The sequence below is a fragment of the Clostridium sp. MF28 genome (assembly GCF_002969175.1).
Taxonomy (GTDB): Bacteria; Bacillota; Clostridia; order Clostridiales; family Clostridiaceae; genus Clostridium; species Clostridium beijerinckii.
In genome coordinates this window covers 5,863,774-5,889,245 of sequence record NZ_CP014331.1, presented here as the reverse complement: position 1 = coordinate 5,889,245, position 25,472 = coordinate 5,863,774, and the positions used below count along the sequence as shown (strand labels likewise).

23 protein-coding genes are annotated in these 25,472 nt (G+C 27.2%); 3 read left to right on the top strand and 20 right to left on the bottom strand.

The features are described from left to right. Nucleotides 1-97: 97 nt before the first annotated feature. The 12 genes from minE to AXY43_RS25925 form a co-directional block, all read right to left on the bottom strand. Nucleotides 98-346, bottom strand: coding sequence for a cell division topological specificity factor MinE (gene minE / locus AXY43_RS25980; RefSeq protein ID WP_105412401.1), 249 nt, complete (start codon nt 344-346; stop codon nt 98-100). A gap of 282 nt (nt 347-628) precedes the next feature. Beyond that, a complete protein-coding gene (locus AXY43_RS25975) occupies nt 629-1,753 on the bottom strand; it encodes a response regulator (protein WP_023975852.1) in 1,125 nt (374 codons plus the stop codon). Nucleotides 1,754-1,770: 17 nt separating this feature from the next. Continuing rightward, nucleotides 1,771-4,869: a hybrid sensor histidine kinase/response regulator gene (locus AXY43_RS25970; protein WP_105412400.1), complete on the bottom strand. Its 3,099-nt coding sequence runs from the start codon at nt 4,867-4,869 to the stop codon at nt 1,771-1,773. A 758-nt stretch (nt 4,870-5,627) separates the two neighbouring features. Next, entirely contained in the window at nt 5,628-5,816 is a 189-nt protein-coding gene (locus AXY43_RS25965) for a hypothetical protein (protein ID WP_017212654.1), read from the bottom strand. 41 nt (nt 5,817-5,857) lie between these two features. Continuing rightward, on the bottom strand, nt 5,858-6,058 hold the full coding sequence (locus AXY43_RS25960; protein WP_105412399.1) for a hypothetical protein: 201 nt from the start codon (nt 6,056-6,058) through the stop codon (nt 5,858-5,860). A gap of 71 nt (nt 6,059-6,129) precedes the next feature. Further along, complete coding sequence (locus AXY43_RS25955; RefSeq protein WP_017212653.1) at nt 6,130-6,336, bottom strand: hypothetical protein; 207 nt, start codon at nt 6,334-6,336, stop codon at nt 6,130-6,132. Between the two features lie 540 nt (nt 6,337-6,876). Beyond that, nucleotides 6,877-7,311: a hypothetical protein gene (locus AXY43_RS25950; protein ID WP_243099115.1), complete on the bottom strand. Its 435-nt coding sequence runs from the start codon at nt 7,309-7,311 to the stop codon at nt 6,877-6,879. Between the two features lie 574 nt (nt 7,312-7,885). Further along, entirely contained in the window at nt 7,886-8,278 is a 393-nt protein-coding gene (locus AXY43_RS25945) for a hypothetical protein (RefSeq protein ID WP_023975857.1), read from the bottom strand. Nucleotides 8,279-8,391: 113 nt separating this feature from the next. Further along, nucleotides 8,392-8,793 (bottom strand): bacteriohemerythrin, encoded by a 402-nt coding sequence (locus tag AXY43_RS25940; protein WP_065416867.1) that lies wholly within the window; start codon nt 8,791-8,793, stop codon nt 8,392-8,394. A gap of 639 nt (nt 8,794-9,432) precedes the next feature. Then, entirely contained in the window at nt 9,433-9,657 is a 225-nt protein-coding gene (locus AXY43_RS25935) for a hypothetical protein (protein ID WP_023975859.1), read from the bottom strand. A gap of 46 nt (nt 9,658-9,703) precedes the next feature. Further along, nucleotides 9,704-9,910 (bottom strand): hypothetical protein, encoded by a 207-nt coding sequence (locus AXY43_RS25930; RefSeq protein ID WP_012058389.1) that lies wholly within the window; start codon nt 9,908-9,910, stop codon nt 9,704-9,706. Nucleotides 9,911-10,265: 355 nt separating this feature from the next. Further along, nucleotides 10,266-10,418: an aspartyl-phosphate phosphatase Spo0E family protein gene (locus AXY43_RS25925; RefSeq protein ID WP_023975860.1), complete on the bottom strand. Its 153-nt coding sequence runs from the start codon at nt 10,416-10,418 to the stop codon at nt 10,266-10,268. 500 nt (nt 10,419-10,918) lie between these two features. On the opposite strand from AXY43_RS25925, the gene AXY43_RS25920 reads away from it, so the two are divergent. Then, nucleotides 10,919-11,257, top strand: a complete 339-nt coding sequence (locus AXY43_RS25920) for a helix-turn-helix domain-containing protein (RefSeq protein ID WP_012058388.1) — start codon at nt 10,919-10,921, stop codon at nt 11,255-11,257. 99 nt (nt 11,258-11,356) lie between these two features. Here AXY43_RS25920 and AXY43_RS25915 read toward each other — a convergent pair whose 3' ends face one another. The 3 genes from AXY43_RS25915 to AXY43_RS25905 all read right to left on the bottom strand — a co-directional run bounded on the left by AXY43_RS25915 (nt 11,357) and on the right by AXY43_RS25905 (nt 17,281). After that, entirely contained in the window at nt 11,357-12,058 is a 702-nt protein-coding gene (locus AXY43_RS25915; RefSeq protein WP_105412397.1) for a hypothetical protein, read from the bottom strand. A gap of 499 nt (nt 12,059-12,557) precedes the next feature. Further along, nucleotides 12,558-15,788: a response regulator gene (locus AXY43_RS25910; RefSeq protein WP_077869837.1), complete on the bottom strand. Its 3,231-nt coding sequence runs from the start codon at nt 15,786-15,788 to the stop codon at nt 12,558-12,560. 404 nt (nt 15,789-16,192) lie between these two features. Beyond that, nucleotides 16,193-17,281 (bottom strand): hypothetical protein, encoded by a 1,089-nt coding sequence (locus AXY43_RS25905; protein WP_054249126.1) that lies wholly within the window; start codon nt 17,279-17,281, stop codon nt 16,193-16,195. 224 nt (nt 17,282-17,505) lie between these two features. Between AXY43_RS25905 and AXY43_RS25900 the strand changes: the two genes are divergently transcribed. Next, the gene (locus AXY43_RS25900) at nt 17,506-17,841 is read left to right on the top strand and encodes a rubredoxin-like domain-containing protein (RefSeq protein ID WP_012058384.1); all 336 of its coding nucleotides are present in this window, start codon (nt 17,506-17,508) and stop codon (nt 17,839-17,841) included. A gap of 118 nt (nt 17,842-17,959) precedes the next feature. On the opposite strand, the gene AXY43_RS25895 is transcribed toward AXY43_RS25900, so the two are convergent. Together AXY43_RS25895 and AXY43_RS25890 are read right to left on the bottom strand one after the other, a co-directional pair. After that, the gene (locus AXY43_RS25895) at nt 17,960-18,322 is read right to left on the bottom strand and encodes a VOC family protein (RefSeq protein ID WP_039770871.1); all 363 of its coding nucleotides are present in this window, start codon (nt 18,320-18,322) and stop codon (nt 17,960-17,962) included. Nucleotides 18,323-18,474: 152 nt separating this feature from the next. Beyond that, a complete protein-coding gene (locus AXY43_RS25890; RefSeq protein ID WP_077869835.1) occupies nt 18,475-19,497 on the bottom strand; it encodes a 5'-3' exonuclease in 1,023 nt (340 codons plus the stop codon). Nucleotides 19,498-20,046: 549 nt separating this feature from the next. On the opposite strand from AXY43_RS25890, the gene AXY43_RS25885 reads away from it, so the two are divergent. Further along, nucleotides 20,047-20,619: a 3D domain-containing protein gene (locus AXY43_RS25885; RefSeq protein ID WP_023975867.1), complete on the top strand. Its 573-nt coding sequence runs from the start codon at nt 20,047-20,049 to the stop codon at nt 20,617-20,619. A 663-nt stretch (nt 20,620-21,282) separates the two neighbouring features. Here AXY43_RS25885 and AXY43_RS25880 read toward each other — a convergent pair. From AXY43_RS25880 to AXY43_RS25870, 3 genes are all read right to left on the bottom strand, one after another. Continuing rightward, complete coding sequence (locus tag AXY43_RS25880; protein WP_077869836.1) at nt 21,283-22,713, bottom strand: MFS transporter; 1,431 nt, start codon at nt 22,711-22,713, stop codon at nt 21,283-21,285. Nucleotides 22,714-23,274: 561 nt separating this feature from the next. Beyond that, nucleotides 23,275-23,727 carry a MarR family winged helix-turn-helix transcriptional regulator gene (locus AXY43_RS25875; RefSeq protein WP_012058379.1) on the bottom strand — a complete coding sequence of 151 codons (453 nt, stop codon included), beginning with the start codon at nt 23,725-23,727 and terminating at the stop codon, nt 23,275-23,277. Between the two features lie 157 nt (nt 23,728-23,884). Next, nucleotides 23,885-24,964, bottom strand: a complete 1,080-nt coding sequence (locus tag AXY43_RS25870; RefSeq protein ID WP_039771987.1) for an NADH:flavin oxidoreductase — start codon at nt 24,962-24,964, stop codon at nt 23,885-23,887. Nucleotides 24,965-25,472 lie beyond the last annotated feature (508 nt).

Below are 25,472 nucleotides of genomic sequence, written 5' to 3'. Positions count from 1 at the left end.
CTATCTGTTCGCAGTACGTGCAAAACTCCAGTATATCTTCTTTTTAATAAGATTTTTATATCTGTAATATTATCATATGCATTATATATTCTATTTCTTATTTCATAGGTATGCTAGCAATCAATATTGAATAATTATCTATATTTACAGTATCTTGTGTTAATATCATCTTTTTGCATGAATTGTATGTTTTTATATGTCTATCAATTACCTCTAGTATTTCCTCTCTCATAGAATCTAAAACCTCACTAGATATATCAGTTTTATCATGTACCAATATAAGTTTTAGCCTCTCCCTCTCTAGACCATTTGATGAAGAAGAAGTTGAAGAAAATAAATTCATCATAATTACCCCCTTGTGTTATTTAATTTTAAAAATATTGTTTATAAAAAGAATTATTACAACTTTATTCTACACAATATATTGTTGCAAATTTGTGGCAAGATATTATTATTTTTAGAAATTAAATAAATAAAAGGTTAAAAATGTAAACATTGTATATTTTTAACCTTTCTTGGAGTATTTATTTTTATTTTATAATATAAATTCTTATTCGAATTATATATAATAGTCTAATATTGCCTAATATTTGTAAATACTTATAGTACTTATCATAAAAATTATTATCTAGTGATTTAAAATGTATTTGTATAATTCTTTTACAGCTGCTGATGGCTCCATCTGCAGATCATTTTCTATCATTTCATAGTACTCATTATAATATTTTTCTGCTTTTTTTATTCCACCGACCTTATAATGTAGCATTAAAGCATTCCCTCTCATTTCCTCATCGTAAGGTTCGTATCGAATAATAAGTTCAACAAGTTTTAAAATCTTAATTGGCTCAGCATTAATATCTTTATAATATTTTACAAGTTTACGTGCTCCATTCAAAAAATATCTATGATAATTTTCTCTTTCAAAATAGCACCAATCGCTGTTAAAATCTTCAAGAAGCATATATTTATAATTAAGTATAACTCTTTCATAATGCTCTATATTAGTAGAATTTATTTCAGCGATATTAAATACTAAGTTTTCTAATTCAAATGCATCTATTCTTATATCTGGTTCCGCCATTTGTAATTTGTATCCATTTCCAGTAGATATAATTGAAATCTTTATAGAATTCTCCCTAAAAGTTTTATTTAATCGGCTAATTGTACTTCGAAGATTAATATCTGCTTTTTCTTTATCTTTATCTGGCCATACTTCATTCATTAATCTCCATTTAGATATTTCTTTATCGTCTTTTCCTAGAAGCATGAAAGCAAAAATTTCAGCACTTTTAGCTGTCATCCATCTAATAGGTTTCTTTTCATCTCCTATATATAGAGATACCCCTCCAAATAAAGAAATTTTTATTTCTTTATTTGGACTAACACTAGAAGTCAAAAATCTTCTCTTTTTCACACGCTCAATTGAACTATAAAGTTCCTCAACTATGATTGGCTTTAACAAATAATCTATAGCGTTAACTCTAAATGCATTGATTGCATATTGATTATACGCTGTAATAAATACAATCTCGCAATCATATTCGATTGAATTAACTATTTCTGCAAACTGCAAACCATTAATTTCCGGCATTTCTATATCTAAAAACAACACATCCGGTTTAAATCGCATTATGTTATCAATAGCTTCATGAGGATTTGTATATCCCTCAACTTCAGCACCTGTATCCCTAATTAATTCACAAATATGATCATTAGTTAAAGTTTCATCATCTACAACCATTGCTTTAATCATAACTTCATCCCTTGCTCTTATATATCTAATTTCATAGGTATATTTATTGTAGCAGTAGTTCCTTGCCCTATCTTACTTTCGATAATTATACCCTGTCCATACTCATTTATCAGTCTTTTGTTAACATTTTTCAATCCACTATTTATGGACACGCTATCGTCCAATAATCCCTTCAACTTATCAGCATCTATACCTATCCCATCATCCTGTATTACAATTTTAATATAATCATTACTTTTCTTAATAGATATCTTTACTCTACCGCCAGAAATGCGTTTCACTAAGCCATGACGTATTGAATTTTCTACTAGAGGCTGTATAACTAATGCTGGAATGGTATTTTTCAAGCACTCTTCATCAACATCAAATTCAAATGTAAGTCTTTCTCCAAACCTAGCCTTCTCTAATTTCACATAAGATTTTACAAAAGATATTTCTTCCTTCAAGCTTATAAACGAATTGTAAGGGTCTATATCAAAGGCGAAACGTAAATATTTACTCAATTCTCCAAGAAGCTCTCCTGCCTTTTTTCCATCTCTATAGCACAGAGAAACAATAACACTTAAAGTATTATACAAAAAATGAGGCCTTATCTGAGATTGTAAAAATACAGTTTCCATTTTCAAAGCTTCTTTTACTGCGATTCTCATTTTTTGAAGAGTTGTTACTCTAGCTTTTAATTCCATAAAATTAAAAGGTTTGGTTAAAAAATCATTAGCACCTGCTTCAAAACCTAATGCTATATCGTCTGGTGTACTTCTGACCGTTAAAAGTAATATTGGAAGTTCAAATAGCTTGTACTCTTTTCTTATCCTTTTACACACATCATAGCCAGATAATCCTGGCATCATTACATCAAGTAATACAATTGATATATCTTTATGTTTTTTAACTAATTCTAAGGCATTTACCCCGTTATATGCAACTAAAGTTTCATAATTACTGTCATAAAATATTTCTTGTAAAACTTTGATATTGCATACATCATCATCAACAAGTAAAATCTTTAGCTTTTCTCCATTGTTTTCAGTTTCAGTTGGTTCACACAATATATTAGCACTAAGTTTTTCATCTCTCCTTGAAGTAGTGATATTATTTTCAATATCCTGCTCTTGTCTAATGATATAACTATTTTCGTTTGCTTTAGGTATCTTTACAACAAATATTGAGCCTTCATCTGGTTCTGACCACTTCAGATACAGTTCCCCACCAATTCTAGATGCAAGCAACTTAGAAATAGAAAGTCCAAGCCCAGACGGAAATATTCCATTAAAAACATCTTTATCTATGTCAATGTTTCTTTCAAATATTTCATCATGATACTTTTCATCAATGCCTATACCTGTATCTTCAATTGTTATATTAATATAATTCTTTTCTGCTACTTCAGCTTTAATTTTAATAAATCCATTTTCAGTATATTTCAAAGAGTTAACTATAAGGTTAAACAAAATTTGCTTAAACCTATTTTCATCTGTATAAACATAATATTCTCCAATTGGTACACTATTAATTAACTGTATCTCTTCATTCTTTCTCATATAAGCCAAAATATCAAACACTGCCTGTACAACACCATTAATATCAAATACTTCTTTATTAACCTTAAGCTCTTCATTCTGTATACTTTGAAAGTCAATTATATCATTTACAAGGCTTGATAATCTTGTCGTTGTAGATATTATGTATGCTAAATTCTCATCTACCTTTGCTGTATTTCTATCGTTTTTATTTAAAATAGCCTGAGCAATATTTATTATTCCATGCAAAGGAGTTTTAAACTCATGGGAAGTGCTGATTAAAAATTCATTTCTTAACTTGTCTAATGATATTAGATCGCTATTTATTGTCTGAATTTTATTATATGCATTTATATGCTGTTTCAAAATAATAACCAAAAACGCAAGTAAGAAAATAAAGTATGTAACAAAAGGAATTACACTGCTCTTAATTATCGAACAATAGTATAATACAAAAATACAATATTGAGTTAGAGCCGCAATAACTCCGCAAAGCAAAAGTATTGTTCCTTTTTTCCCCAATTCTCCATATCTTTTATGATAAATTGCTTTCATAATTGAAAAAGCTACAAGAACAGAAATTAATATATTTATTGTATCAATTATATTTTCAAATAATCCTACAAGGTCCATTGGTATTAGCAAAACTGTAAAAATACTAGCAAAAATTATATACTTTGCTAATTTCATGTTTTTTCTAGTAACAAAATCATTGCCATATTGCCGTATAAATAAGAGTGCAAGATATATACTCAAACTTATTAATGCTAGCTTTATCTTCAAAATCCAAAAATACGGCATAAACGAAAAAATTTTATTAAATATCTTTTCGTTTACTATGGATGAAACAAAAACATAAATTATACATACGCTTCCAATATACAAAAATTTCTTTTGTTTAATATTTTTTAAATAAATTCCAATGTAGTACACCCCAAAAATCCCCAAAATTAATATATTGGCTATATCTAATACAATAAATATGATATAGTAATCTAATATCTCTTCATAATCTCCGAAGAAAACACTTTGGATTATACCTCCACTAGAATTATCTAAATTTGCTACCTGAATGACAATATCTAAAGTATCTCCTTCTGGCTTAAAGCATGTAACAGTCCGTTGAATATCTGAAAAATATCCTTCTTCAAAACTTGGCTTTGGGTTACCTCTTTGTCCAATTTCTTTTCCGTTCACAAATATTTTGTTTGCTGACCGTATATGTGTAGTCTTTATACCATACATTAAGACACTTTTATTTATCTTAATTTTTACTCTGTAAGTTCCAATTCCTTTATCAGATATCACATTATTTGGAATTTGGTTTCTCCATGCACCAGGAGTATTAATATAAACCTTATGTAATTCCACTTCATTATTAATATCTGAAGGAGATAAAAGTTCATTAGGATAGAATTCCCAATATCCATCTAATTTTACATTTCCGTCCTTATTAAAATCCCAATCTGAAAGATCTATAGAACCATTTTCAACTAGAGGCTCTTTATTATAGAAACTTTTACTTACAAAATAACCTATAGAAAATATTAATATAATTATCAATCCAAATAGTAGATATATATATTTCTTTCTCAATTTTACTTAACCCCTCATCTATACCCTTAAAATTCTTATTTTAAAATATCTATTTTTTAATATGAATATGCAAAACTTCTGCTCCTCAAATACACAATTTCTATAACCCCTTCCAAATATCACCTGGTATACTTATCTAAATAATTTATAAATATAATAATGCGCATAAATAAAAACATATGATAAAGACATAGTAAAAAATCAGATAACTACCATCTCATTATATGCTTTCTATAAATAAGAGAATTTTAATATATTAAGCTAATTAATATAATTAAGACCACTTCTTTGTAATTATATTAATATAATAAAAACTTAATCTCATATTCAAATCTTTAAACAAAACAGATCAATCAGGACTAAGGATTAATTAGTTCCAATTGATCAGCTATATAAGCAACTTCAAATACTTAAAACGATCATATAAAAAGGAACTACTTAAAGTTCCAATATCAACATTTTTTATATATACGTTACAAAAATAATTCTTCATCATAATTCTAAAAATATTGTAAGAATTTTAGTCGTAATTGTAAGATGCGCATTGTAAATCGCAACATATATATTTATAATTTTAATACAATTAAATATATTTTATCATTAGAATGCTAGAAAATCAATGTTTGATTCACTTGAAACATTAGTAAAGCAGCCCCAAATTAAGTTTTAACTTGAAGCTGCTTATAGCTTTATATGTTTTTAATCCCAAATACACTTTATATGTAACAACAAATAATATGAACAGATAAATTAACCCTTTAAGACCAATTCTTATTTTTATTTCTCTTATTAAGCTTTCTATTCTCCTTGTTAAATTCCCCGTATTCAAAGTTACTCTTAAACTTGTTTTTTCTATAGGAATAACTTCCATCCTCAAATTCATCATTTTCCTTAGTTGTTCTTGTGTATGCTTCAATTATATCTTTGTATTTTTCTTCTAAATCCATCTCATCTCATCCCCCTGAATATCAAAATTATTATAATTCTTTTAAGTTAAAACACACTCACCATTATCACGATACTTACAAGTATGTATTATTTCTTTTATATTGCTTTCATCATCTAATACATAACAACATCTTATGGGAAATATCTTTCCACAAGTTAGAATATAATTTTCTTTTACTTTTACTTTTACTTTTCTATCTGTGAATTCACAATAAATTTCATAGTTCTTTAATGTTGACATAAGTTCATCATCCTTACAAACATTTTATTAATTTCATTAGAAACACGATCAAATTACAGAATAAACACTTATTAAAGACATTTTTCCTTAATTTCTTTACACTCAAATAGATCTATTTCATTCATCTTTAAATCAGTTAGCTCAACAACTTCTCGTGCAATCTTATTCATTTTAATTAAAAATTCTTCTTTTTCTTCTTCTTTAATAATAAATCCATCAAATCTTATATCAAATTCTTCTGCAAATTTTGAATTTAAATTCACAAGCCAACTACTCATAAATTCCACCTGCCCTCTGTTTAGAATAAATACACTTCCTGATTTATAGCTTCTTTTAATATTTATCATTAAAATCAGCCATAAAACTTCACTACTGGTGGATTAGTTTAGAATCAAGCATCGTTTACATTTCTTTTTTTCATATATATTGAGATATCAGTTCGTATAAAAAGTATCTACTCTCTTTTATATAATTTCTTAACTTTTTGACAAATAATTAGTTATTATTACACAATAAAGCATTCACCTCTCTTCAATTCTTCTTTTATTATTTTTTATTTTAATCAAACTAACGCACTAGTAAAAATACTATAAATAAATCTTATCACAGCTTATCGATTTTTTTTGTCTTATTTTGTATTTTAAAAAAATATTTTTTCAAAATATATATTGGAATTAAATTTTATACATCTTGCCATTAATTAATTCGCTAGGATTACCTAGTATTCTAAATATAAACATATTTATCAAAATTATTGCGTAATAATTTTCCTAATCTAATGAAAATAAATTAATGAATTTCTAAAATAACTTTATTAATCATTCCGATATAATATTAATCTTAGCTTTAAGCAAATAGGAGTCAAATTTTTCATCTGTAGTTATAAAACTATTAATAATTTTTCCTATTTCATATTGTTGCTTTGTGATGTTCATTTTTTTATCCGGGAAAGGAATAAAACATGTGCACGCATCTACAAAAACGCCATATATCACCTTAATTATTTGCTCCCTATATTTAAGAATAAACCTTTTATTATATGCATGTCTATTTGGAAAAATACTTGTCCAATCTTCATAACATGTATCATCGCTATTTTCAAGCCATTTTATATCATTTTTTATAATTATATCGATATTATTTCTATACAAATATACTCCTATATCATCCTCATAACACCAATCACTCATATCACTTGAGCATACTTCTTCAAAATATTCCTCATATTTCATCTCTCTCACTCCATTAAACATAGTTGCCTTTACTATATAGCAGTTAGAAAAGATATTGATAGAATCCATATTAAAATTAGACGTTATCAACTATCTTTTCCGAAATCTATCTTACAGCAAAAAATCTTTTCTATCTCTATACTCATCATCAACATCACTTAACTTCTTCTTTAGTTCTTAACCATTGAATATATTTAATATTTCTAATAATCCTTCATCGCTCCCACCCAAATTACTTAGCAAACAAAGTTATTATGTGTCTTGATACTTTAATTCCTTTTAAACTTTTTTTCACACTCAGCCCCAATAAATCTCCTTGACTTATTAAGCAGTAAGTTTATTACAAAATCTACAATTGATCATAAGAATTTGCTCCTATTTTGATATTAGTCTATTCAATAAATTATTAATTCGTAATATATATAACCAAAATATTAATTATAAGCATAATTACAAACAAAAATATAAATGTAGATACTTTAAAATCTTTCATGAAATCTTTCATAATCTCTACCTTTCTCTGCTAACATAAAGATTAAACATCAGCACTTCATGTGCTAAATATTTTTATCTTTACTTTATAACTTCATTCGCATCATATTAAAAGCTTCTTAACAATTAATTGCGAATTAACTCCCGTCTTTAAATGTAATTCAGTTACCTTTGAATACGAAATATCATTATCATACTCTATGTATGCATTATCTAAGACACAATGTCCTACAAATTCATTGTTAAGAAGCGTATAAAAATCAATAATATACGGCTTTACATTATCGTAGCTTATTTTATTCATAGCATTATAAAGAATGATTATTTCCTCATTATTTAATCTAATATTTATAAATTCTTCGCTCCCATAATTCAATTGTTTTTTTATAAGACTTACTTCTTTTGATAAATCAAATTTAATTTTTCCAACTTGTATGCCATATTTTTCTCTTGTATGCTTAGATCTAATTTCTATATCATTAATTAAATGAACCATATACTTCCACCTTTCATAACCTCCATTGTATTGTACCCACTTTAAAATTCACCACAGTAAACCACTATAAATTTTATTTTGCTGATTCCTTTAAGATTCCATAAACAGTCTATTTAGATATCCATAAGAAACTTGCCTATGTCTTTATCCAATTCTATTATATGTTTTCGCCACCAATATGACATTTTCTGTTGTTCGCTTATTACAAATAACGTAGACACGCCTGTAGTTTCGAACACTTTTCTCAATTCTTTTAAATTATTTTTGAAAATTTCATGTTCCTTATGCTGAATCTCATAATTAGGATAATTATTTTTCTTTTGAATTTCCTCTTCATCGTTGAAATGTCTAATTACATACTCTTCAAGAAAATTCAAAGTTGTAATCATCTCCTCTTTTCCTTTTGCACTTTTCATAGAACATACAAGTAAATTAATTCTATTAAACAATTCTTTGTGTTGTCTATCTATCTTATCAACACCAACCGACCACATTTTATCCCATATTAAATCCATCCATTTTCACCTCTCATACATATTTTTCCAAGTTATAATTTTGAATTACTTTCATCACCCATAATCTACCCCTATTTAAATCTCAGCCTGATTAATCCCATAGTCAACCACCTTTCTAAAAATTCTTTTCTTTTATATAATTAAATTTTTCTACAAAATACACTTAAAAACCTTCTTTTAGCATTATGATATTTTTTCTTTTTTTCGCCATTTAATGGCTTTTTTCTGTGTTTTTTCTTTTTATATCCGAGTTTTTATAATATTATTTGTATCTATTTGTCGTTATTAAATTTAAATTGTAATACGATTTTTTCTATAATGATTTATCCTTTTACATAATAAATTCATTTTTATAAAATTTCATTAATAGATAACCAAAAATCGATATCCCAATTTTAATGTTTAATCAATATTCATCACAGTAATAATAAAAGCTAGGCATATTTTATACCTAGCTATACTCTTTATTTGATTTCCAAAAAACATAATAATTTTCATCAATAACACTATATTTTCACCGCAAGCAATATATTATTCATATATAAATACCATTTTTCATATGCTACCCTCAATATATTAATAACCATATAACATTGAATAGAATTATCCCATTTAAATTTTTAATATAAGATTATCAAATCAAACTAACAAATACAATTTGATATCATGCTTATGATTATATTTACGCGTATTACGTCTATTCATCATATCAAATATAATTTTTTCCTCCGTAATGTTTACTTGATTAATATCTTTTACTACACTCTCATTTATTCCATTAATTTCCTCATAAATCGAAGGACAAATTCTACAATTTAAATTTTTTCTCAACTCTTTTTTATCTTGTTCTAAAATTCCCCGCATAATTTTACACCCTCTTATAAATATTCTTTTTTCAATCAAAATAAATCTAATACTTTAAAACTAACGGATTATCATTTTCATTAAATAAAGCTTCATGCATTGAAGCAAACATTACATTCTTTTGATATTGATCAGCAAAAAAATTTATAACTTCAATATCTTCATCTGATAATTTACTTCTAATGACCATCACTTCATTATAGTTAGTTTTTTCTAGTAATTGAACAATATCTCTCGCGTATGTACTTTTCATCTTTATGCCTCCCATAACCCCTCTTTTTTAGTATTACGTATCCGTTTTCGTCCATATATTATTTTTCCCAAAATCATCAACCCACTTTTAACATTTTCTAATTAAGAAATTAACAATTCTCCTCTAATATATAATCATATGTAAAAATAAATATATATTAAGAACATAGTATAAAAAGTTAATTTAACTCATATATTGACATTTATCCTTATATTGGATTAGAATTATCTAAATATATAAATTAAAATCAATAAATAAGTTTAATAAAAAACGCAAGGTATAAAAACATATTAAATTTATAATTTTAAATTAATTAGCTCAAAGCTTAATTCTACTAAAAATCTTTTTATATAAACTAGTATTTTTTGCTTATGTAGTACTGATTAATAAGGTGATTCAATTTAATGCTAATGCAAATTATCTCATCATTTCTACAAATATCTCCTTCACCAACTAGTTTGTTTAGATGCTCTCTAACAGATTCAATTTTAACTTCCAATTCTTCCATAATACCCTCCTAATAGCATTTTATTGATTTTATACCCTAATTTAATAGTACTCTTTTTATAATTCTCTGGCAACATTTTTTTGCAAATAGTTCATAATTTAATTCAAATAGCTACTTTCATTATATTACTTAAGAATGTACAGTTATATAAAAAGAGAAATAAATTAAATGATATTGATTTCACAGATATTAGAAAACGTATAAAAAACTAAGAGGAAACTTAACGGAATAACTAAAGATTATTTTTAAATAAGTTGATGAAACAGCTTATTTAAGCTAACTTAAATTGGGACAACATCATTTAGATTTTCTGCTTCAATTAGAATTTCCCAAGTTAAATATTCCTTTATTCTTTTAATTTCTTCAAAAGCACATGTATTTTAGTTAGTGTGCTTAATAGTATTTTTGTGAGAAAACTATATGTTTTAATTTTCATAAACGAACTCAAATAGCTTTTTTTGTTATTTGCCTTTAAAATATAAAGTTATATAAAAAAAGGAATGATAAACTTGAATAATATTAATTATATAGATATCGGAAAACGTATAAAGGCTGAAAGAGAACGCAACGGCTTAACTAGAGAAAAGTTTTCAGAATTGGTTAGTATATCTCCAACTTATTTAAGCCAGATTGAATTGGGACAACGTCACCCGTCGCTTCCAACTACAATTAAGATTGCTTCAACTCTACATATTTCTTTGGACTTTTTAGTTTACGGCGAAAGAGCCCTTAATGTTAATAAAGATGACTTGATAGATATAATAAATCATGCTCACGAGAAAGATTTATATGTACTAAAAGAGATTCTTACCGCTATTCTTCCATCCGTAAAATATTAATCAAGAGTATATTTTTATACTTCTGTGCGCAAAAAGTAGACAGTTAGAATTAACTGCCTACTTTTTTGTAATAGTTTAAACTCTCTCAAAATATAAGTTTCAAATCCCAACTTGATAATTATCTTTTTTAGAATGATATTGATATTTATTTAACAATTCACTTCCTAATTCTAAATGCACATTTTTATGTATACATAGAGAAGCATCATGTACGCAAAGAATACTTGAATTAAACTTTTCATTATATCGATTCCAATAATCTTCCTGCTGTAAAAAATATTTTTGCAAAGAAGATTGAATTATCCATCTATTTTTATCATATCCCTTATTTTCAATCATTTTTATTTCTTCACTAAAACTAATTGAATTACTCTTATTACGAATAATTTTTTTCATGTCTTCTATACATATAAATTGCACCTTTTCAATAGAAATTCCATTAATTATAAGTAAATTTTTTAATTTCTTGTAGAGATTTTTCTGAATAGAAATATGAACTTTTTCACTATTTCTTATACCTTCTTCTATATAATCATACAAATTAATAAACAAATTGTAGTCCCCATAATAATACACATCTCGTTGCTTATTACCTACAACAGTATTTCTTCTGCCAGCTTTATAAAACTTAAAAGCATTACAATCTATGCACTCAGCAACCAAATCACCAACATATTGATTCAAAGCAATTATCTCATCATCCAAAAAATTACCTTTCTTTTTAATAATCATACTATCTAATCTCTGTCTCCATTTTTCCACACTACTTCTTAAATAACACTCATTACACATTCTTCTCATTCCCCCACCCTATAATAACATTAAATACCTTTATATTTTTCAAATTTTAATGTTTAATTTTTCCTAATTGATAGATAGATTATTTAATTCCAGATATATAATTATTTTTCCACATTAGACCTCTTAATGCTTTTTTTATATACAATACCTTTATTTAATACTACTATTATTATAGAGCACTTGCAATATATTTTTTACAATTAGTTCATTTTTTAATTCAATTAGCTTTTTAGGGATTAGTTTCAAAATTTACGAGTTCTTATTAAAACTAAGTTAATGCCATAATCGAAAAGTGCATTTACATTTGCAAAAAATAGCTATATGTAATTAATCCAAATTACATATAGCTAAATTGTTCAAAAAATCAATTTCATCTAAAATATTCTTCACAAACGCCATTACATTCAATTATTACATCTCTTAATAAAAGCATCAACTGATCACAACCCAAATTACTAATATTTCCCTAAATTCTTCCATTACCTTTTTTATTTAGTTTTCATTCATTGTCCATTACAAGTTTTTTTAGCGTTTTTTCCATGCTATAGACTGCTTTCATTAATAAATCTTTATCATCATTTTTTGCAGCATTTTCTGCTTGTAACGCAAATTCAGCTATATCATTGACTCTTACAGTACCTGCTGACCCTTTTAGCTTATGCAGAAGTATACATGATTCATTTAAATCATTTTTATCTATACATTCTTTAATTTGACTCAGAATTTTCTTTGATTGCTCACAAAATTCTTCAAGTAATTCTGTGCAAAAACGTTCATCAAATCCCGATTCCTCTATAAGACTTTTTACTATTTCAGTAAAATACTCACTTTGATTCATCTCAAAACCATGGTCATTTAAATCACTTAAAATATTCATATCATCATTATGAATATTTTTCACATGCTTTTCTAACATTTCCATAACTTGATCAACAGTAAAAGGTTTGCTTAAATAATCGATCATTCCTGCTTCCAAACACTTAATTTCGTCATCTTTCATAGAATAAGCAGTCATAGCTATTACAGGGACATTTTTATAACTTCTTAACAAAAGAATTTTTCTTGTTGCTTCATAGCCATCCATAACTGGCATCTGACAATCCATAAAAATTATATCGTATTCCTTGTTCTCACATGCTTTTAACGCTTTTGCCCCATCAATAGCAATATCACAAGTCAAACCATTTAATTTTAAACTATTAACAAAAAATTTTATGTTTATATCATTGTCTTCTACTAAAAGTATTTTTATCTTTTTATTATATTTAGCTTCTTCAACATTTTGCTTTGTTATAAAAACATCATTATTATATATTTTAGAGCCATCTCCTTTAATCACCATTGCAACGCAATCGAGCAAATCACCTCTTTTATAAGGTTTTGAAATATATCCAGAAAATTTATTTTCCTTCGCTATCCTTGCTTCAGAATTTGCGGTAACTGAAGTTAATAGTATCAAAGGAATGTCATTTATTAAGCCTCTTTCCTTCATTATTTCAACAAGCTCAAAACCAGTTATCTCTTTCATTTGGTAATCAATCAAAATAGTGTTGTATGCCTTCCGATTATTTATAAGCATACTTAATGCCGACTCTAAACTTTCCGCCTCATCAATCATACACCCAACCTCTTCAAGATAAACTTTTGCTATATAACGATTCATCTCATAATCATCAATAACTAATATTCGTTTACCTTTAAATATAGAGTAATCAGGAGGCATTTGAATTACTGATTGTTCTGATTTATCTAGTAATAAATCAAAATAAAAGGTCGTCCCTTTATTTTTCACACTTTTCACACTTATAGTACCACCCATCATCTCAACTATTTTTTTGCATATCGCAAGGCCTAACCCAGTCCCTCCATATTTTCTAGTTGATGAAGAATCAGCCTGACTAAATGGTTTGAAAAGCTTACCTATCTCTTCCTTATTCATGCCTATCCCTGTATCTCTTATTTCAAAATAAAGCTGTACTTCAGTGTTCGTTTCTTTTATAACGGAAACTTCAATAAATACTTCTCCATTGTGTGTAAATTTGACTGCATTGCTAACTAAATTGCTTATAATTTGTCTAATTTTAGTAGGATCTCCTACCAAACAACTTGGTATGGCTGAATTTATAAGCATATTAAGTTCAAGCCCTTTCTCTCTTGCTTTTGCATCATAAAGAAATATGGTGCTTTCAATTACAGAACGGATATCAAAAGCAACTTTCTCTATTTCCATTCTCCCAGCTTCAATTTTAGAAATATCAAGTATATCATTTATAACTACAAGTAATGTTTCTGAAGAAGTTTGGATTGTCTCAACATAATCTTGCTGGGTACTATCTAGGTCAGTTTTTTCCAAGATACTCAAAAATCCAACAATTCCATTAAGAGGAGTTCTTATTTCATGACTCATATTGGCTAAAAATTGACTTTTTGCCATATTAGCGTCTTCAGCTGCTTCTTTTGCAATAATCAGTTCATTTGTTCTTTCTTTAACTTTTTCTTCAAGGTTATTTATAAACGAGCACAGTTCTTCCGCCATGCTATTAAAAGCCTTAGACAAACTTCCTATTTCATCATTTCTAAAAACCTTGGCCCTCTCTGATAAATTACCCTTCGAGAATTTATCAGATATCTCTATCAAATGATTTATTGGTTTCAATATAATTTTAGTACTCTTCATATGAATAATAACAGCTATAATAAGAGCAATCACAGTAAGCTCTATAGCTATATTAATATTATTCCTTATTTCTTTTGTAAAAATAGTTTCTGGAACAGATGTTATTATAAGCCAGTCCAGACCATCTTTATTATACTCAAATATTTTAGTATGGTAGTTCTCATTATTAACTTCCGAAATAAAACTTGTATTAGAAGTATTTATATAGTTTTCATATGCATCATTAATTGATTTATCCGTAATATTCTTAACTAAAGTTCTATTAATATTTCCATCAGAAAGTATTTCAAAATTAGTTTTGTTTAACGAATTCGCAACTAGAAATCCAGAATTCTTTTCAACTATATATATTGAAGCCGAATTCTCATTGGCGATTTTTTCCAACGATTCATTAAGAGTAGAAAGAACTATATGAGTTCCCATTACTCCTTGAATACTCCCATCTTTATTATAAATAGGATATGCCGCTGATAAAGCCAAATCATCTTTTGTAAAATGTTTATAAACGGAAGAAAATACTGGCTTTCCATTTTCTTTAGCACTTATATACCAATCTCTTGTTCTAGGATCGAAATCGCCATAATCATTAACAAATTTTCCCTGCTTTAAATTTTCATCTACATTATAATATAAAGAATGACCTTTGGTTTCAGGTGTACTTCTATATATTTCTATATCGTCATTTCCATTTTTTCTAGCACCATAGTATTCACCATCTTCTGTGCCAAAACTAAAACTGTAAATCTCATCACTACTATATTTAACTATTCCTGCAAAAAAAGCATCTCTCTGATCTTTGTTATGCATGTCTATAACTTTGTTTTCAATAAAAGTGTGGTTAACCTCATTGTTATATAGAGGTATGCTAAATAGCGATTGTATTTCATTAAAAACATCCTGATTGGAATCGTCTTCAATTTTCATGATAGTATTGTTCACCGAACTTTTCCAATTATTAAATATAATATAGGTTATAATACCAACAGTTGTAGCCATAAGTGTAATAAATAATACACTTATTAAAAGCCTTAATGAACCTTTTCTTCCTATCACTGTATTTCCAATTCTGTTAATTATAAATATCACCACCCCAATTTCTTATATAAATATGTAGAATTTTAATAGAAATAAATGTAAACTTATATAAATTATTCTTTGAATCTTATTATATCATCGCACTAATATTTATACAATATTTTTAACATTTCATTATTTTTTATTGTAAAAGTTTATCTCATTAATTTATTTCCATTCTTCAAATAAACATTCTTAAAAGCTTATGTATTTTTTTGGCGAAATAGATAGCATTGAATTCTAAGTATCAACAAGTGCTTTATAAAAAAAAAAACAAAACGAGATATGTTTATTTTCTAATTTCAACACATCTCGTTTCAATCTTCAATGATTTACATTTAATCTAAGCACAGATTGGTATTTAGTCGTTCGCATATTGTCTATTAAAAATCGAAGTATCTATTTCTCAAATCTTTTATAACCTCTATATTAGTGCTATAAGTTGCCCCCTCATCTCTAATATCCTTAGAATTTTCGTCATATTCTCCTGAGAAAGACAATAAATTAAAACTTGTCTCCATATAATATTGCTCATCGCAGATTAAAAGCTTATTATGAGAGTTCACCTTTTTTATTTTAAAATTCCCTCCATAATATTTAAATTTATCTTTTAGCCTTTCTGCTATTATATCGCTATTTCTATTCTTACTTCTATTATTACTATCCTTTTTAATGTGATAAATAGAGCTATTTTCTTCTATACCATATATGATTTTGATAGATCCTCCTCTTGAAAGTAAATTTTCCATCATATTTATCAAATTATTGTTAACCACATAATTGTTCATCCATGGGCTCGCAATATTAAGTTCATACTTGGCATCAGAAAAAGCTTTAATAAATTTATCTCTTATCTCTTTATTTTGTAAGTGATACTCTTCATATTTGTTTGTGATTTCATTCAATGTTCCATATATTTCTTTATCTAAAGGTTCTATATTTTTTATTACATATTTATTTTCTTCATAACTTATATATAAATCACATATATTCTTAATCCTAAATTTACTTAACTTATATGTTTTTTCTATTGAGATTTCATCCTTATTTAACAGACCTATAGTTTCTTCTATCTGAATAATACTTTCTTTCCCAAAAAACATTAATGCATTTATTGCTTTACCATCAATATTCACATTCTCATATTTAAAAAATCTTCGAGATAAACTTTCTTTTTTACAGCTGATTACAGAGTTTAAATCATTAGATTTTATTAGACAATAATCCATTTCTTTTAATTGATCATCATACTTAAGAAATTCATTTTCATACTTTTCCAATTCTTCTTTCTTAGCTTTAAGCTCTTCAAACTGTTTTTTTGCAGATTCTAATGTTAGCTTCTCTGCTTTTTTAGATTTTTTAAATTTATATTTAATTAAATTTTTAAATTTAATAGTGTTTTTTGTAAATATATCTAATAATGATATTCTATTATCTTTTTTATTTTCAGAATATAATAAATCCTCCTTCATTCAAACACCTCATTTCCTTACTATTATGGATTACATTCTTTATTTATCCTAATTTTACATACTCAAATTATGTACGTCAATCTATATTTTAAAGAAAAATATTTTTAAGTTTTTTTTCAATTTTAGGAGGATTTTAACCAATTATGTCAAATTAATAATACTGAGAACATTTACTTAGTATATGTTTTAATAATCTAATGGTAGGATTAAAGGGAGGAATAATTATGAAGAAATTATTTAAATGTAGTGTGTGCGGATTTATATGTGAAGGAGTAGAAGCTCCAGAAAAGTGTCCAAAATGTGGAGTTCCTAAAGAAAAATTTGTCGAATTAACTAGTGAAGAGGCTGATAAAATCTATCACTCTGATAGAACTAATGATATTCATTTAGAGATCATTAACTTAGCTGATAAAATTTTCAAACTTTCTAGAGAAGGAATAGACTTAAATTTAGATCCTACATGTGTAACAGCTTTTGAAAAAGCTAAAAATAGTGCTTGGACTATTAAGCAAATATCAAAAGCAGAATTAGCAGCGCATATGAGCAAAGGAAAATGGTAAAATATTAAAACGAAAATTTTTTGTTAATTAAACTATTGTTTAAAAAGCTGAAAATCCTCAGATTTGATGGATTTTCAGCTTTATTAAATATCTATCTAGAATTCCAACAGCTTTGTGATTATTTATTTTCTACAAATTGAATCTTCAATCCATTAGGATCTAAAACATAAAAAAACTTAGTATTAGGATTTGGCTGAAATGGTCCACTATGAATTTCTATTCCTTTTTCCTTAATAAAGTTTATTTTCTCATCTATGCAGTCAACTTCAAATCCAAGAGAAATATGCTCTCCATAACTTACTTCTTTTACTTCCTCATCACATATTAGTTCTATTTTAGTCTCTCCATCTCCTAAAAATACAATTTCCCTTCCTGGTCCTGCATTAAATCTTTTATTAGTCTTAAGACCAACAATCTCATGATAAAACTTCAATGATTCTTCTAGATTTTTAACTTTTAAAGTACTCCAACAAAATTTCATAACTTATTCCTCCTAATATATATCACTTATGTATAAATGTTATATTTTGCATTTATTTTAATATTTATTAACCTGTCTATTGCTAGCTTTTGAATTGCATATGTATTAAAGTATGTCGCTCCTATATTTAATCACTAGAAACATATTACCAATTAATTTAGCAAATTTGTAAATCCAAGTTCAGTAAATATGTTTTTCATTCCCTCTTCATCTATTTGAAGTTTCAATTGATCTATTGTTATATTATTAAGTTCTTCTATATCACACTTTATAGTGGCCAATTGTTTGCAAAGCAAAGCTGCTTTTTTCCCGACTATTTTTTCATTTGATTCCTCAACTAACTTTGATAACGGGGAACGTAATATGCCAAGATCTTTGAACATTTTTTTTACTTCTTTTTCAGGTGAATTTTCTATAAAATCATATATACCTTCCACTGTTTCAAGTTCTTGAAGTAATGGTATAACAGACTTTTCTCCAACTCCATTTATTCCCGGAATATTGTCAGAAGCATCACCTTCTATAGCTTTTCTATCAATAATTTGGATAGGATCTACACCATAAAAATGATTTACATACTGTGTAGTAAATTCAAAAACTCCGCTAGGTATATTAAGTTCTTTAATATTTATTCCAAGACTTTCGTACATATCGGTACACTTTGAAGTTATAAGCCATACCCTTACATTATCATCAACAAGTTGAAGACAATCTTGATCTTTAGTCCAAATGCTAACTCTCATAGATCTTCCAAATTTCTTTGCCAAGGTACCTATTATATCATCCGCTTCATACTCTTTAAACACAAACTCTGGAACATTCATTTCTTTTAGAACTTTTTGAGCTAATGCAAACTGGCTACCCAGCTCACTTCTCATATCCTTTCTAGTACCTTTATACTCTGAATATAATTTTTTTCTAAAGGTAAATTCTTTAGTTAAATCCCAAGCCACAGCAATATGAGTGGGATTTTGATTTTTAATCATTTTAAGCATTGATGCCATCATTGTAAAGACCCCATTAGTAAACTCGCCTTTAGGTGATTGACGTAATTTTTCAATATATTTATCCTTCTCTTCATCAGTTTTAGCAAATCTATATTCTCTTGGAAGATTACCAAAAAAACAGCAAGATAAAAGAGATGAACCGTCTATTAATAATAAATTGTCATGCATAAATAAAAACTCCTAGCTTTTCTTAAGTTTATTCTGATTAATACCTTTTTATATTAAAACGACTAACCATAATTATTATACCACTATTAATTTACATAAAAAATACAGCCAAACTAATGACTGCATTTTTTAGTTCCATATTATTGCTATAAAGGTTTATACATAATTACATATCTATATTACCATATTTTAATGCCATATTAAACATCATTGCATATATTTGTTAAATATTACAAACACATCAATTAATTTATCTATAAATTATTAATTCACAATTTTTCTTTACTGTTATTTATTAGATTCCTTATTATATAATTGCTTACTTTCTCTTAAAATTCATATATTGCTGGCTGGAATATTGCATTTTTGTCATTTCTTCTAAAAACCACAATTAATATTTTGATTGTTTTTCTTTTACTCTCAATAAGTTATCTCACATGTACATATCTATAAACGCCCTTCCATTTTGTAAATATTTTACATTTATGTTATAATTTATTAGAGCCTATTATGTCTCATTAAAAAGCACCAACAAAGGGGAGTGGACAAATGCTAAGAGTAAAGAGGCTAGTGTGCTTATTAAGCATCATTTTAATACTTGATACATATGATGTAAGCACAATAACACCATTTAACGCTTTAGCAACAGATGTTGTAGAAGATAATAATATAGAAATAACACATAAAGAAAAAACAGAATTTAAGGAAAATCCTATAGATGAAATAAATAATGAAAAAATTGAGCAAAGAGAATTGACCAAAAAGAAGGAAGCCGAAGAAAAAGAACAAGAAAAGAGTGTTACACCTGAATGGAAAGACTTTATATTAACTTTTTATACATCTCTTGATTCGGAAAATAGTAGTGCTGGTCCAGTGACCTGTCAAAATAAGCCATTAACTCCAGGTGGCGTTGCAAATAACGTAATACCTCTGAATACCCAAATATATTTGGATGGTTATGGACAAGTTACTGTTAATGATAAAGGTTCAGATAAGTATTTTGGAGTAGATAATAGATTAGATGTATTTGTACAACGAGAACCTGGTGAAAACGATCATGACTACTTTCGAAGGGTGAATAGCTACGGAGTACAAAGAGTTCGAGGTTATATAGTTAAATAAATTACATTGGTAATTACAACTCTTAAATCTCAGTAATATATAGATAAGCCAACTATAATCTATACTTATGCGCATACCTCACCGAAATGAGTAATATACTTTTGTTCCAGTTTCTAGGTAATTATGATGGGTGATTCTAAGGCTATAAAGTTGCACTCAAAGTGCTAGCCTCAAAGAGCAGGCTTTGAACTAGCACATTTGGAACAACTTATAACCAAAAAATCACATCCATCAAAATTACCAATGAAACATTCCACAAAAGTATATTACTTATTTCTAGTTGGAAGCTATTTCATAGTCTAAGTATAGTTTATGATTGCGTTATCTATATGGATAAACAATATACAACTTATGCTTATGCAATAATCTCCGAAAGTAAAAACATTGTTATTTCACATTTCGCTGAGAGTTCTAAATTGCAGGTTGCACCATTAATGCTTGCTCCCAATTTCATTGTGACAAGCGTTAACGGAACAACCTACAATTAAGAGCTTTTAACAGCTCATTTTCAATGCCTGCTGCATAAAAATGTTTTTACTTTCTGGTATGGTATCTATATACCAATACAATTCATAAATATAAAGTTTTGTTTTTGACTTTTTTCGTAATAATCAGATTTAAAAAACTTATCTTTATCGAGCATACCAATCAGCACTTAAGAAATCATATTTTTCTGTTTAACTTTTTCTTTCTTAATCTTATATAAGTCACTATTACTCCAACAAAACAGATAATGGCCGAACAAACATATACATACCTCATTCCATACATAAAGACATCATCTCTACCCTCTATATATCCAAGTACTTTCTCTCCCATTTTCATACTCATAAATGAATATAAAAGCATTGTCGCCATAGCAACACCGGATGATTGTCCCAAATTCCTTACAAAAGCGTTTATACTTCCTGCAATCCCCAACTTATCACTAGATGCTGAAGACATAACTAGAGAATTATTAGGAGGTAAAAACAATCCATTTCCAATTGCAATAAAGACTATATATACAATTAATTGGTACATATTGGAGTTTTCATTTAAAGTCGCCATTAAACCCATTCCAATTCCTATGAGTATCAATCCTAAAAATGTCAGAAATTCTGACCCTATTTTATCTGATAGATAACCACTAAAAGGAGAAATAACTGTTATTAATACAGGCGAGATCATCATTATCATTCCCGCAAAGCTTGGAGTCATTTTCAAAACATTTTCGAGGTAAAAAGGCTGTACAATATTATTACTGTTAATTGATGCATAACATATGAATGTGCATAATATTCCAACCGTAAAAAGTGAATTTTTAAATAATGATAAATCTAGAAGTGGATATTTTAACTTTCCTTCTATTCGTATGAATATTATAAATAGAATTATAGCTGCACTAAAACTAATTCTAATCATGTTATTATCGTAACCAACAGTTTGTCCATTTATAAGAGAATAAAATAATAATACGACACTTATACCAAAAATTATTGCACCAATAAAATCAATGTCTTCTTTCTTTTCATTTGACTTACGAGGCAATACTTTAAAACCAATTGCTGTTCCAATTATTCCTACTGGAATATTTATTAGAAATATATAATGCCAACTTAAGTAAGAAATTAAAATACCTCCTAATGGTGGTCCAATCATTGTGCCAAGAGCTAGAAATGTTCCCGATATTCCAAGAGCTCTCCCCCTTTCATTAGCTGGAAATACTTGCGTTATTATCCCTTGGTTGTTTGCCATAGCCGCAGATGCTCCTATCGCCTGAACTATTCTAAAAAATAATAGGTACGTAAAATTTTTTGATAACGCACAAAATAAAGAACCTATGGTAAACACCAATAACCCTAAATTAAATACTATAGACTTTCCTTTTATGTCACCGAGCCTTCCAAACAGTAATATTGTACTAACTATTGTTATAAGATAGCAGATTACGATTAACTGAATAGAAGACATAGTTACTGAAAATATATTCACCATAACAGGAAGTGCTACATTAACTATTGTACTATCAAGGGTCCCCATAAATGGAAGCAAAACCACAACGGCCAATATTATCCATCTATTCTTATATACATTTTTATTGTATATTTCCATTATTAAAATCATCCCTTTTCATTAATTCTGTTATAAATATACTTTATTATAATTTTGAGAGTTTCTAATATACTAAATGATATACATAAGTATATTCTTTTGGATATGTTATATTTATATATTATACAGAAGTTATAAAATAGATATTATTTATAGGAATAATCCACCTTAATAAAATCACATTGATTTATTCTCTTACTTTTACTCTTTATTTTTTTAAATATTAAGTTTTTTAACTGCCAACTCCGCCATTTCTCTTACCTTCTCATTTTCTTCATTAATATACAAACAAAATACTATCCTCAACCTAAATTTAAACTTTAACATGTATATACATATATTTAAAATAATATAGTTTATTAATAATAGATTTAGGTTACTATTACTTGTTTTCAACTATATCTATAAAGCTATTAATTTCGAATTAATTGACATGCATATGAATTTAAATTAGGGACTTTTTTATCATTAAACAAACTATTTCTATAAATGATAAGACGTAAAATAATATATGGGCTACAACTAAGTCATAAATATGAATTAAATCATTACTTATGTACTTTATTTGGAAGAGTTATTAATAAAATTTTGTATTTGCGCTAACGTTTTTAAGAATTCTTCAAATTTCTCAGCGCCTATCTCCTTCTCTATTGGTGATTGTACTTCATTCCATACAGGAATTGCCTCATCGAGCTTCTTAATTCCGACATCACTTATTGAAATGCACTTTCTTCTTGAATCATTATCATCTGTTCGCACATCTACATATCCCTTTTTTCTTAAAATTTCAATATTGCGAGTTACTGTTGTCTGATCCATTAGCAAAGCCTCTGCCAACTCACTTACAGCAACATTTTCACGAGATGCTATGTCTGCTAATAATGAAAACTGTGGTGCTGTTAATCCAACCGCTTGAAAAACTTGATCAAAATACTGAGTAGTGACCCTTGTTGTCATACGCAAATTTCTACAAACACAACTTCCAATTTTCTTTAAATCATCTAAATTAGACATAAATAAATTACCTCCGTCAAAACCTCTGAATATACATATAGTAATCTATAGCAATTCTTATTGTCAATATACTCACAAGCAGATTTCAAAAAACTAGCTTTATTGAAGAATATATTATTTTTATCTCATAATATCATTAATTTTTAAGTTTAAGATATTATTTCCTGTTAAAAACACAGATTGTTTTGCCAAATCCTGAACACTTACCGCATGATATACATTTTGATGGCTCAGTATTACCTTCGCTCCAACGATTAATAAGATTACTTTCACATACTAATGGTCTGGACAATGCAAAATAATCAATGGAGCTTTCATTAAGAATTTTTGTTAGGGCTGAAATGTCACGTATTCCGCCTACAGAAATAACTGGAATATCAACTTCTTCCTTTATACTTTCAGCATAAAATGTATAGTAAGGAGCTTGTCCTTTCACTATTTTTCTTGAATAACTCTCATTTGGGCGTGAAGATAAACTCCCCCCACTAATTTCAACAGCATCTACGCCAAGCTCTTCAAGTTTTTTGCATACATATTTACATTCTTCAAAAGTCATGCCTTGATCCATAAAATCTTCGCAATTTATTTTAACTAAAACTGGATAATCTTTTCCTACTTTATCACGTATTTTTTTATACGTTTCTATAAGCATTCTAGATCTATTATCAATACTACCACCATACTCATCTATTCTTCTATTATAATAAGGTGTTAAGAACTTACTAAGTAAATATCCATGAGCTGCATGTATCTGAATGCCATCATACCCTGCTTTTTTTGCTCTAAGCGCTGCATTTGCAAAATCTATCTGAATTGAAACAATTTCTTCCAAAGTCATTTCTTTAGGAGTATTTTTATATCCCAAATCTGTTATATTACTTGGGCCTAAAATTGCCTTTTCTTCATTTCTAATAGTTTGTGTGCCTGCTGCTCCAAGTTGCAATATTATATTGGTATTGTGTTTATGAGTTACTTCAATAATTTTTTTATGATTATCAATAAATGAATCATTATAAATTCCCATTTGGCCTGGAATAAATTCCTCTAAATCAGTCACAGATGTTATTCCAGTAATTATAGTTCCTACACCTCCTTTAGCTAAATCTTCGTAAACTTTAAATAGTTCATCATTTATATTTCCTTTTTCATCTGCCATTCCTTCATATGTTGCAGATCTTATAAATCTGTTCTTTAATTTAAGTGGACCAACTTGCGTTTGATCGAATAATGATTTCATAATTAACCAACTCCATTCTAAATATATGCATATACATATATTTCATTAAAATTTTTTATTCAATAAAAATAAATTTATTAAAACAGATATTATATGTATATGTATATGCATATAATATCATAATCGTTAATTAATCGTCAATCAACTAAAAATTGTTATACCTTATTTTAATTAAGACCTTATATTTTATTCGAGCTAATAAAAATTTCATTTATTTTAATATACTTTATTAAAATAATCAACGAAAATTATTCAATAGAAACACTACATTTGAGTATATATTCCTTTTTAAAAATGTATGAAATTGAACCGCTACTTAATTTCAATATATAATAAATTTAATTAAAATAATATCTAAAAATGCCTGTCATAATTAAACACAGTAATATTTAGTAATATTTCACATATTTTATAGGTACAGATTTGATTTAACAATGAAACATCACATTTATTATCATATTATATATTTTTTTCTTAAAACCCAAAAATAGTAGTAGAAATTCTCCTA

Coding starts and splice junctions, on each gene's coding strand:
- minE (WP_105412401.1), bottom strand. CDS start 346: ATGATGAATTTATTTTCTTCAACTTCTTCTTCATCAAATGGTCTAGAG.
- AXY43_RS25975 (WP_023975852.1), bottom strand. CDS start 1,753: ATGATTAAAGCAATGGTTGTAGATGATGAAACTTTAACTAATGATCAT.
- AXY43_RS25965 (WP_017212654.1), bottom strand. CDS start 5,816: ATGGATTTAGAAGAAAAATACAAAGATATAATTGAAGCATACACAAGA.
- AXY43_RS25960 (WP_105412399.1), bottom strand. CDS start 6,058: ATGTCAACATTAAAGAACTATGAAATTTATTGTGAATTCACAGATAGA.
- AXY43_RS25955 (WP_017212653.1), bottom strand. CDS start 6,336: ATGAGTAGTTGGCTTGTGAATTTAAATTCAAAATTTGCAGAAGAATTT.
- AXY43_RS25950 (WP_243099115.1), bottom strand. CDS start 7,311: ATGTTTAATGGAGTGAGAGAGATGAAATATGAGGAATATTTTGAAGAA.
- AXY43_RS25945 (WP_023975857.1), bottom strand. CDS start 8,278: ATGGTTCATTTAATTAATGATATAGAAATTAGATCTAAGCATACAAGA.
- AXY43_RS25940 (WP_065416867.1), bottom strand. CDS start 8,793: ATGGATTTAATATGGGATAAAATGTGGTCGGTTGGTGTTGATAAGATA.
- AXY43_RS25935 (WP_023975859.1), bottom strand. CDS start 9,657: ATGCGGGGAATTTTAGAACAAGATAAAAAAGAGTTGAGAAAAAATTTA.
- AXY43_RS25930 (WP_012058389.1), bottom strand. CDS start 9,910: ATGAAAAGTACATACGCGAGAGATATTGTTCAATTACTAGAAAAAACT.
- AXY43_RS25925 (WP_023975860.1), bottom strand. CDS start 10,418: ATGGAAGAATTGGAAGTTAAAATTGAATCTGTTAGAGAGCATCTAAAC.
- AXY43_RS25920 (WP_012058388.1), top strand. CDS start 10,919: ATGATAAACTTGAATAATATTAATTATATAGATATCGGAAAACGTATA.
- AXY43_RS25915 (WP_105412397.1), bottom strand. CDS start 12,058: ATGAGAAGAATGTGTAATGAGTGTTATTTAAGAAGTAGTGTGGAAAAA.
- AXY43_RS25905 (WP_054249126.1), bottom strand. CDS start 17,281: ATGAAGGAGGATTTATTATATTCTGAAAATAAAAAAGATAATAGAATA.
- AXY43_RS25900 (WP_012058384.1), top strand. CDS start 17,506: ATGAAGAAATTATTTAAATGTAGTGTGTGCGGATTTATATGTGAAGGA.
- AXY43_RS25895 (WP_039770871.1), bottom strand. CDS start 18,322: ATGAAATTTTGTTGGAGTACTTTAAAAGTTAAAAATCTAGAAGAATCA.
- AXY43_RS25890 (WP_077869835.1), bottom strand. CDS start 19,497: ATGCATGACAATTTATTATTAATAGACGGTTCATCTCTTTTATCTTGC.
- AXY43_RS25885 (WP_023975867.1), top strand. CDS start 20,047: ATGCTAAGAGTAAAGAGGCTAGTGTGCTTATTAAGCATCATTTTAATA.
- AXY43_RS25880 (WP_077869836.1), bottom strand. CDS start 22,713: ATGGAAATATACAATAAAAATGTATATAAGAATAGATGGATAATATTG.
- AXY43_RS25875 (WP_012058379.1), bottom strand. CDS start 23,727: ATGTCTAATTTAGATGATTTAAAGAAAATTGGAAGTTGTGTTTGTAGA.
- AXY43_RS25870 (WP_039771987.1), bottom strand. CDS start 24,964: ATGAAATCATTATTCGATCAAACGCAAGTTGGTCCACTTAAATTAAAG.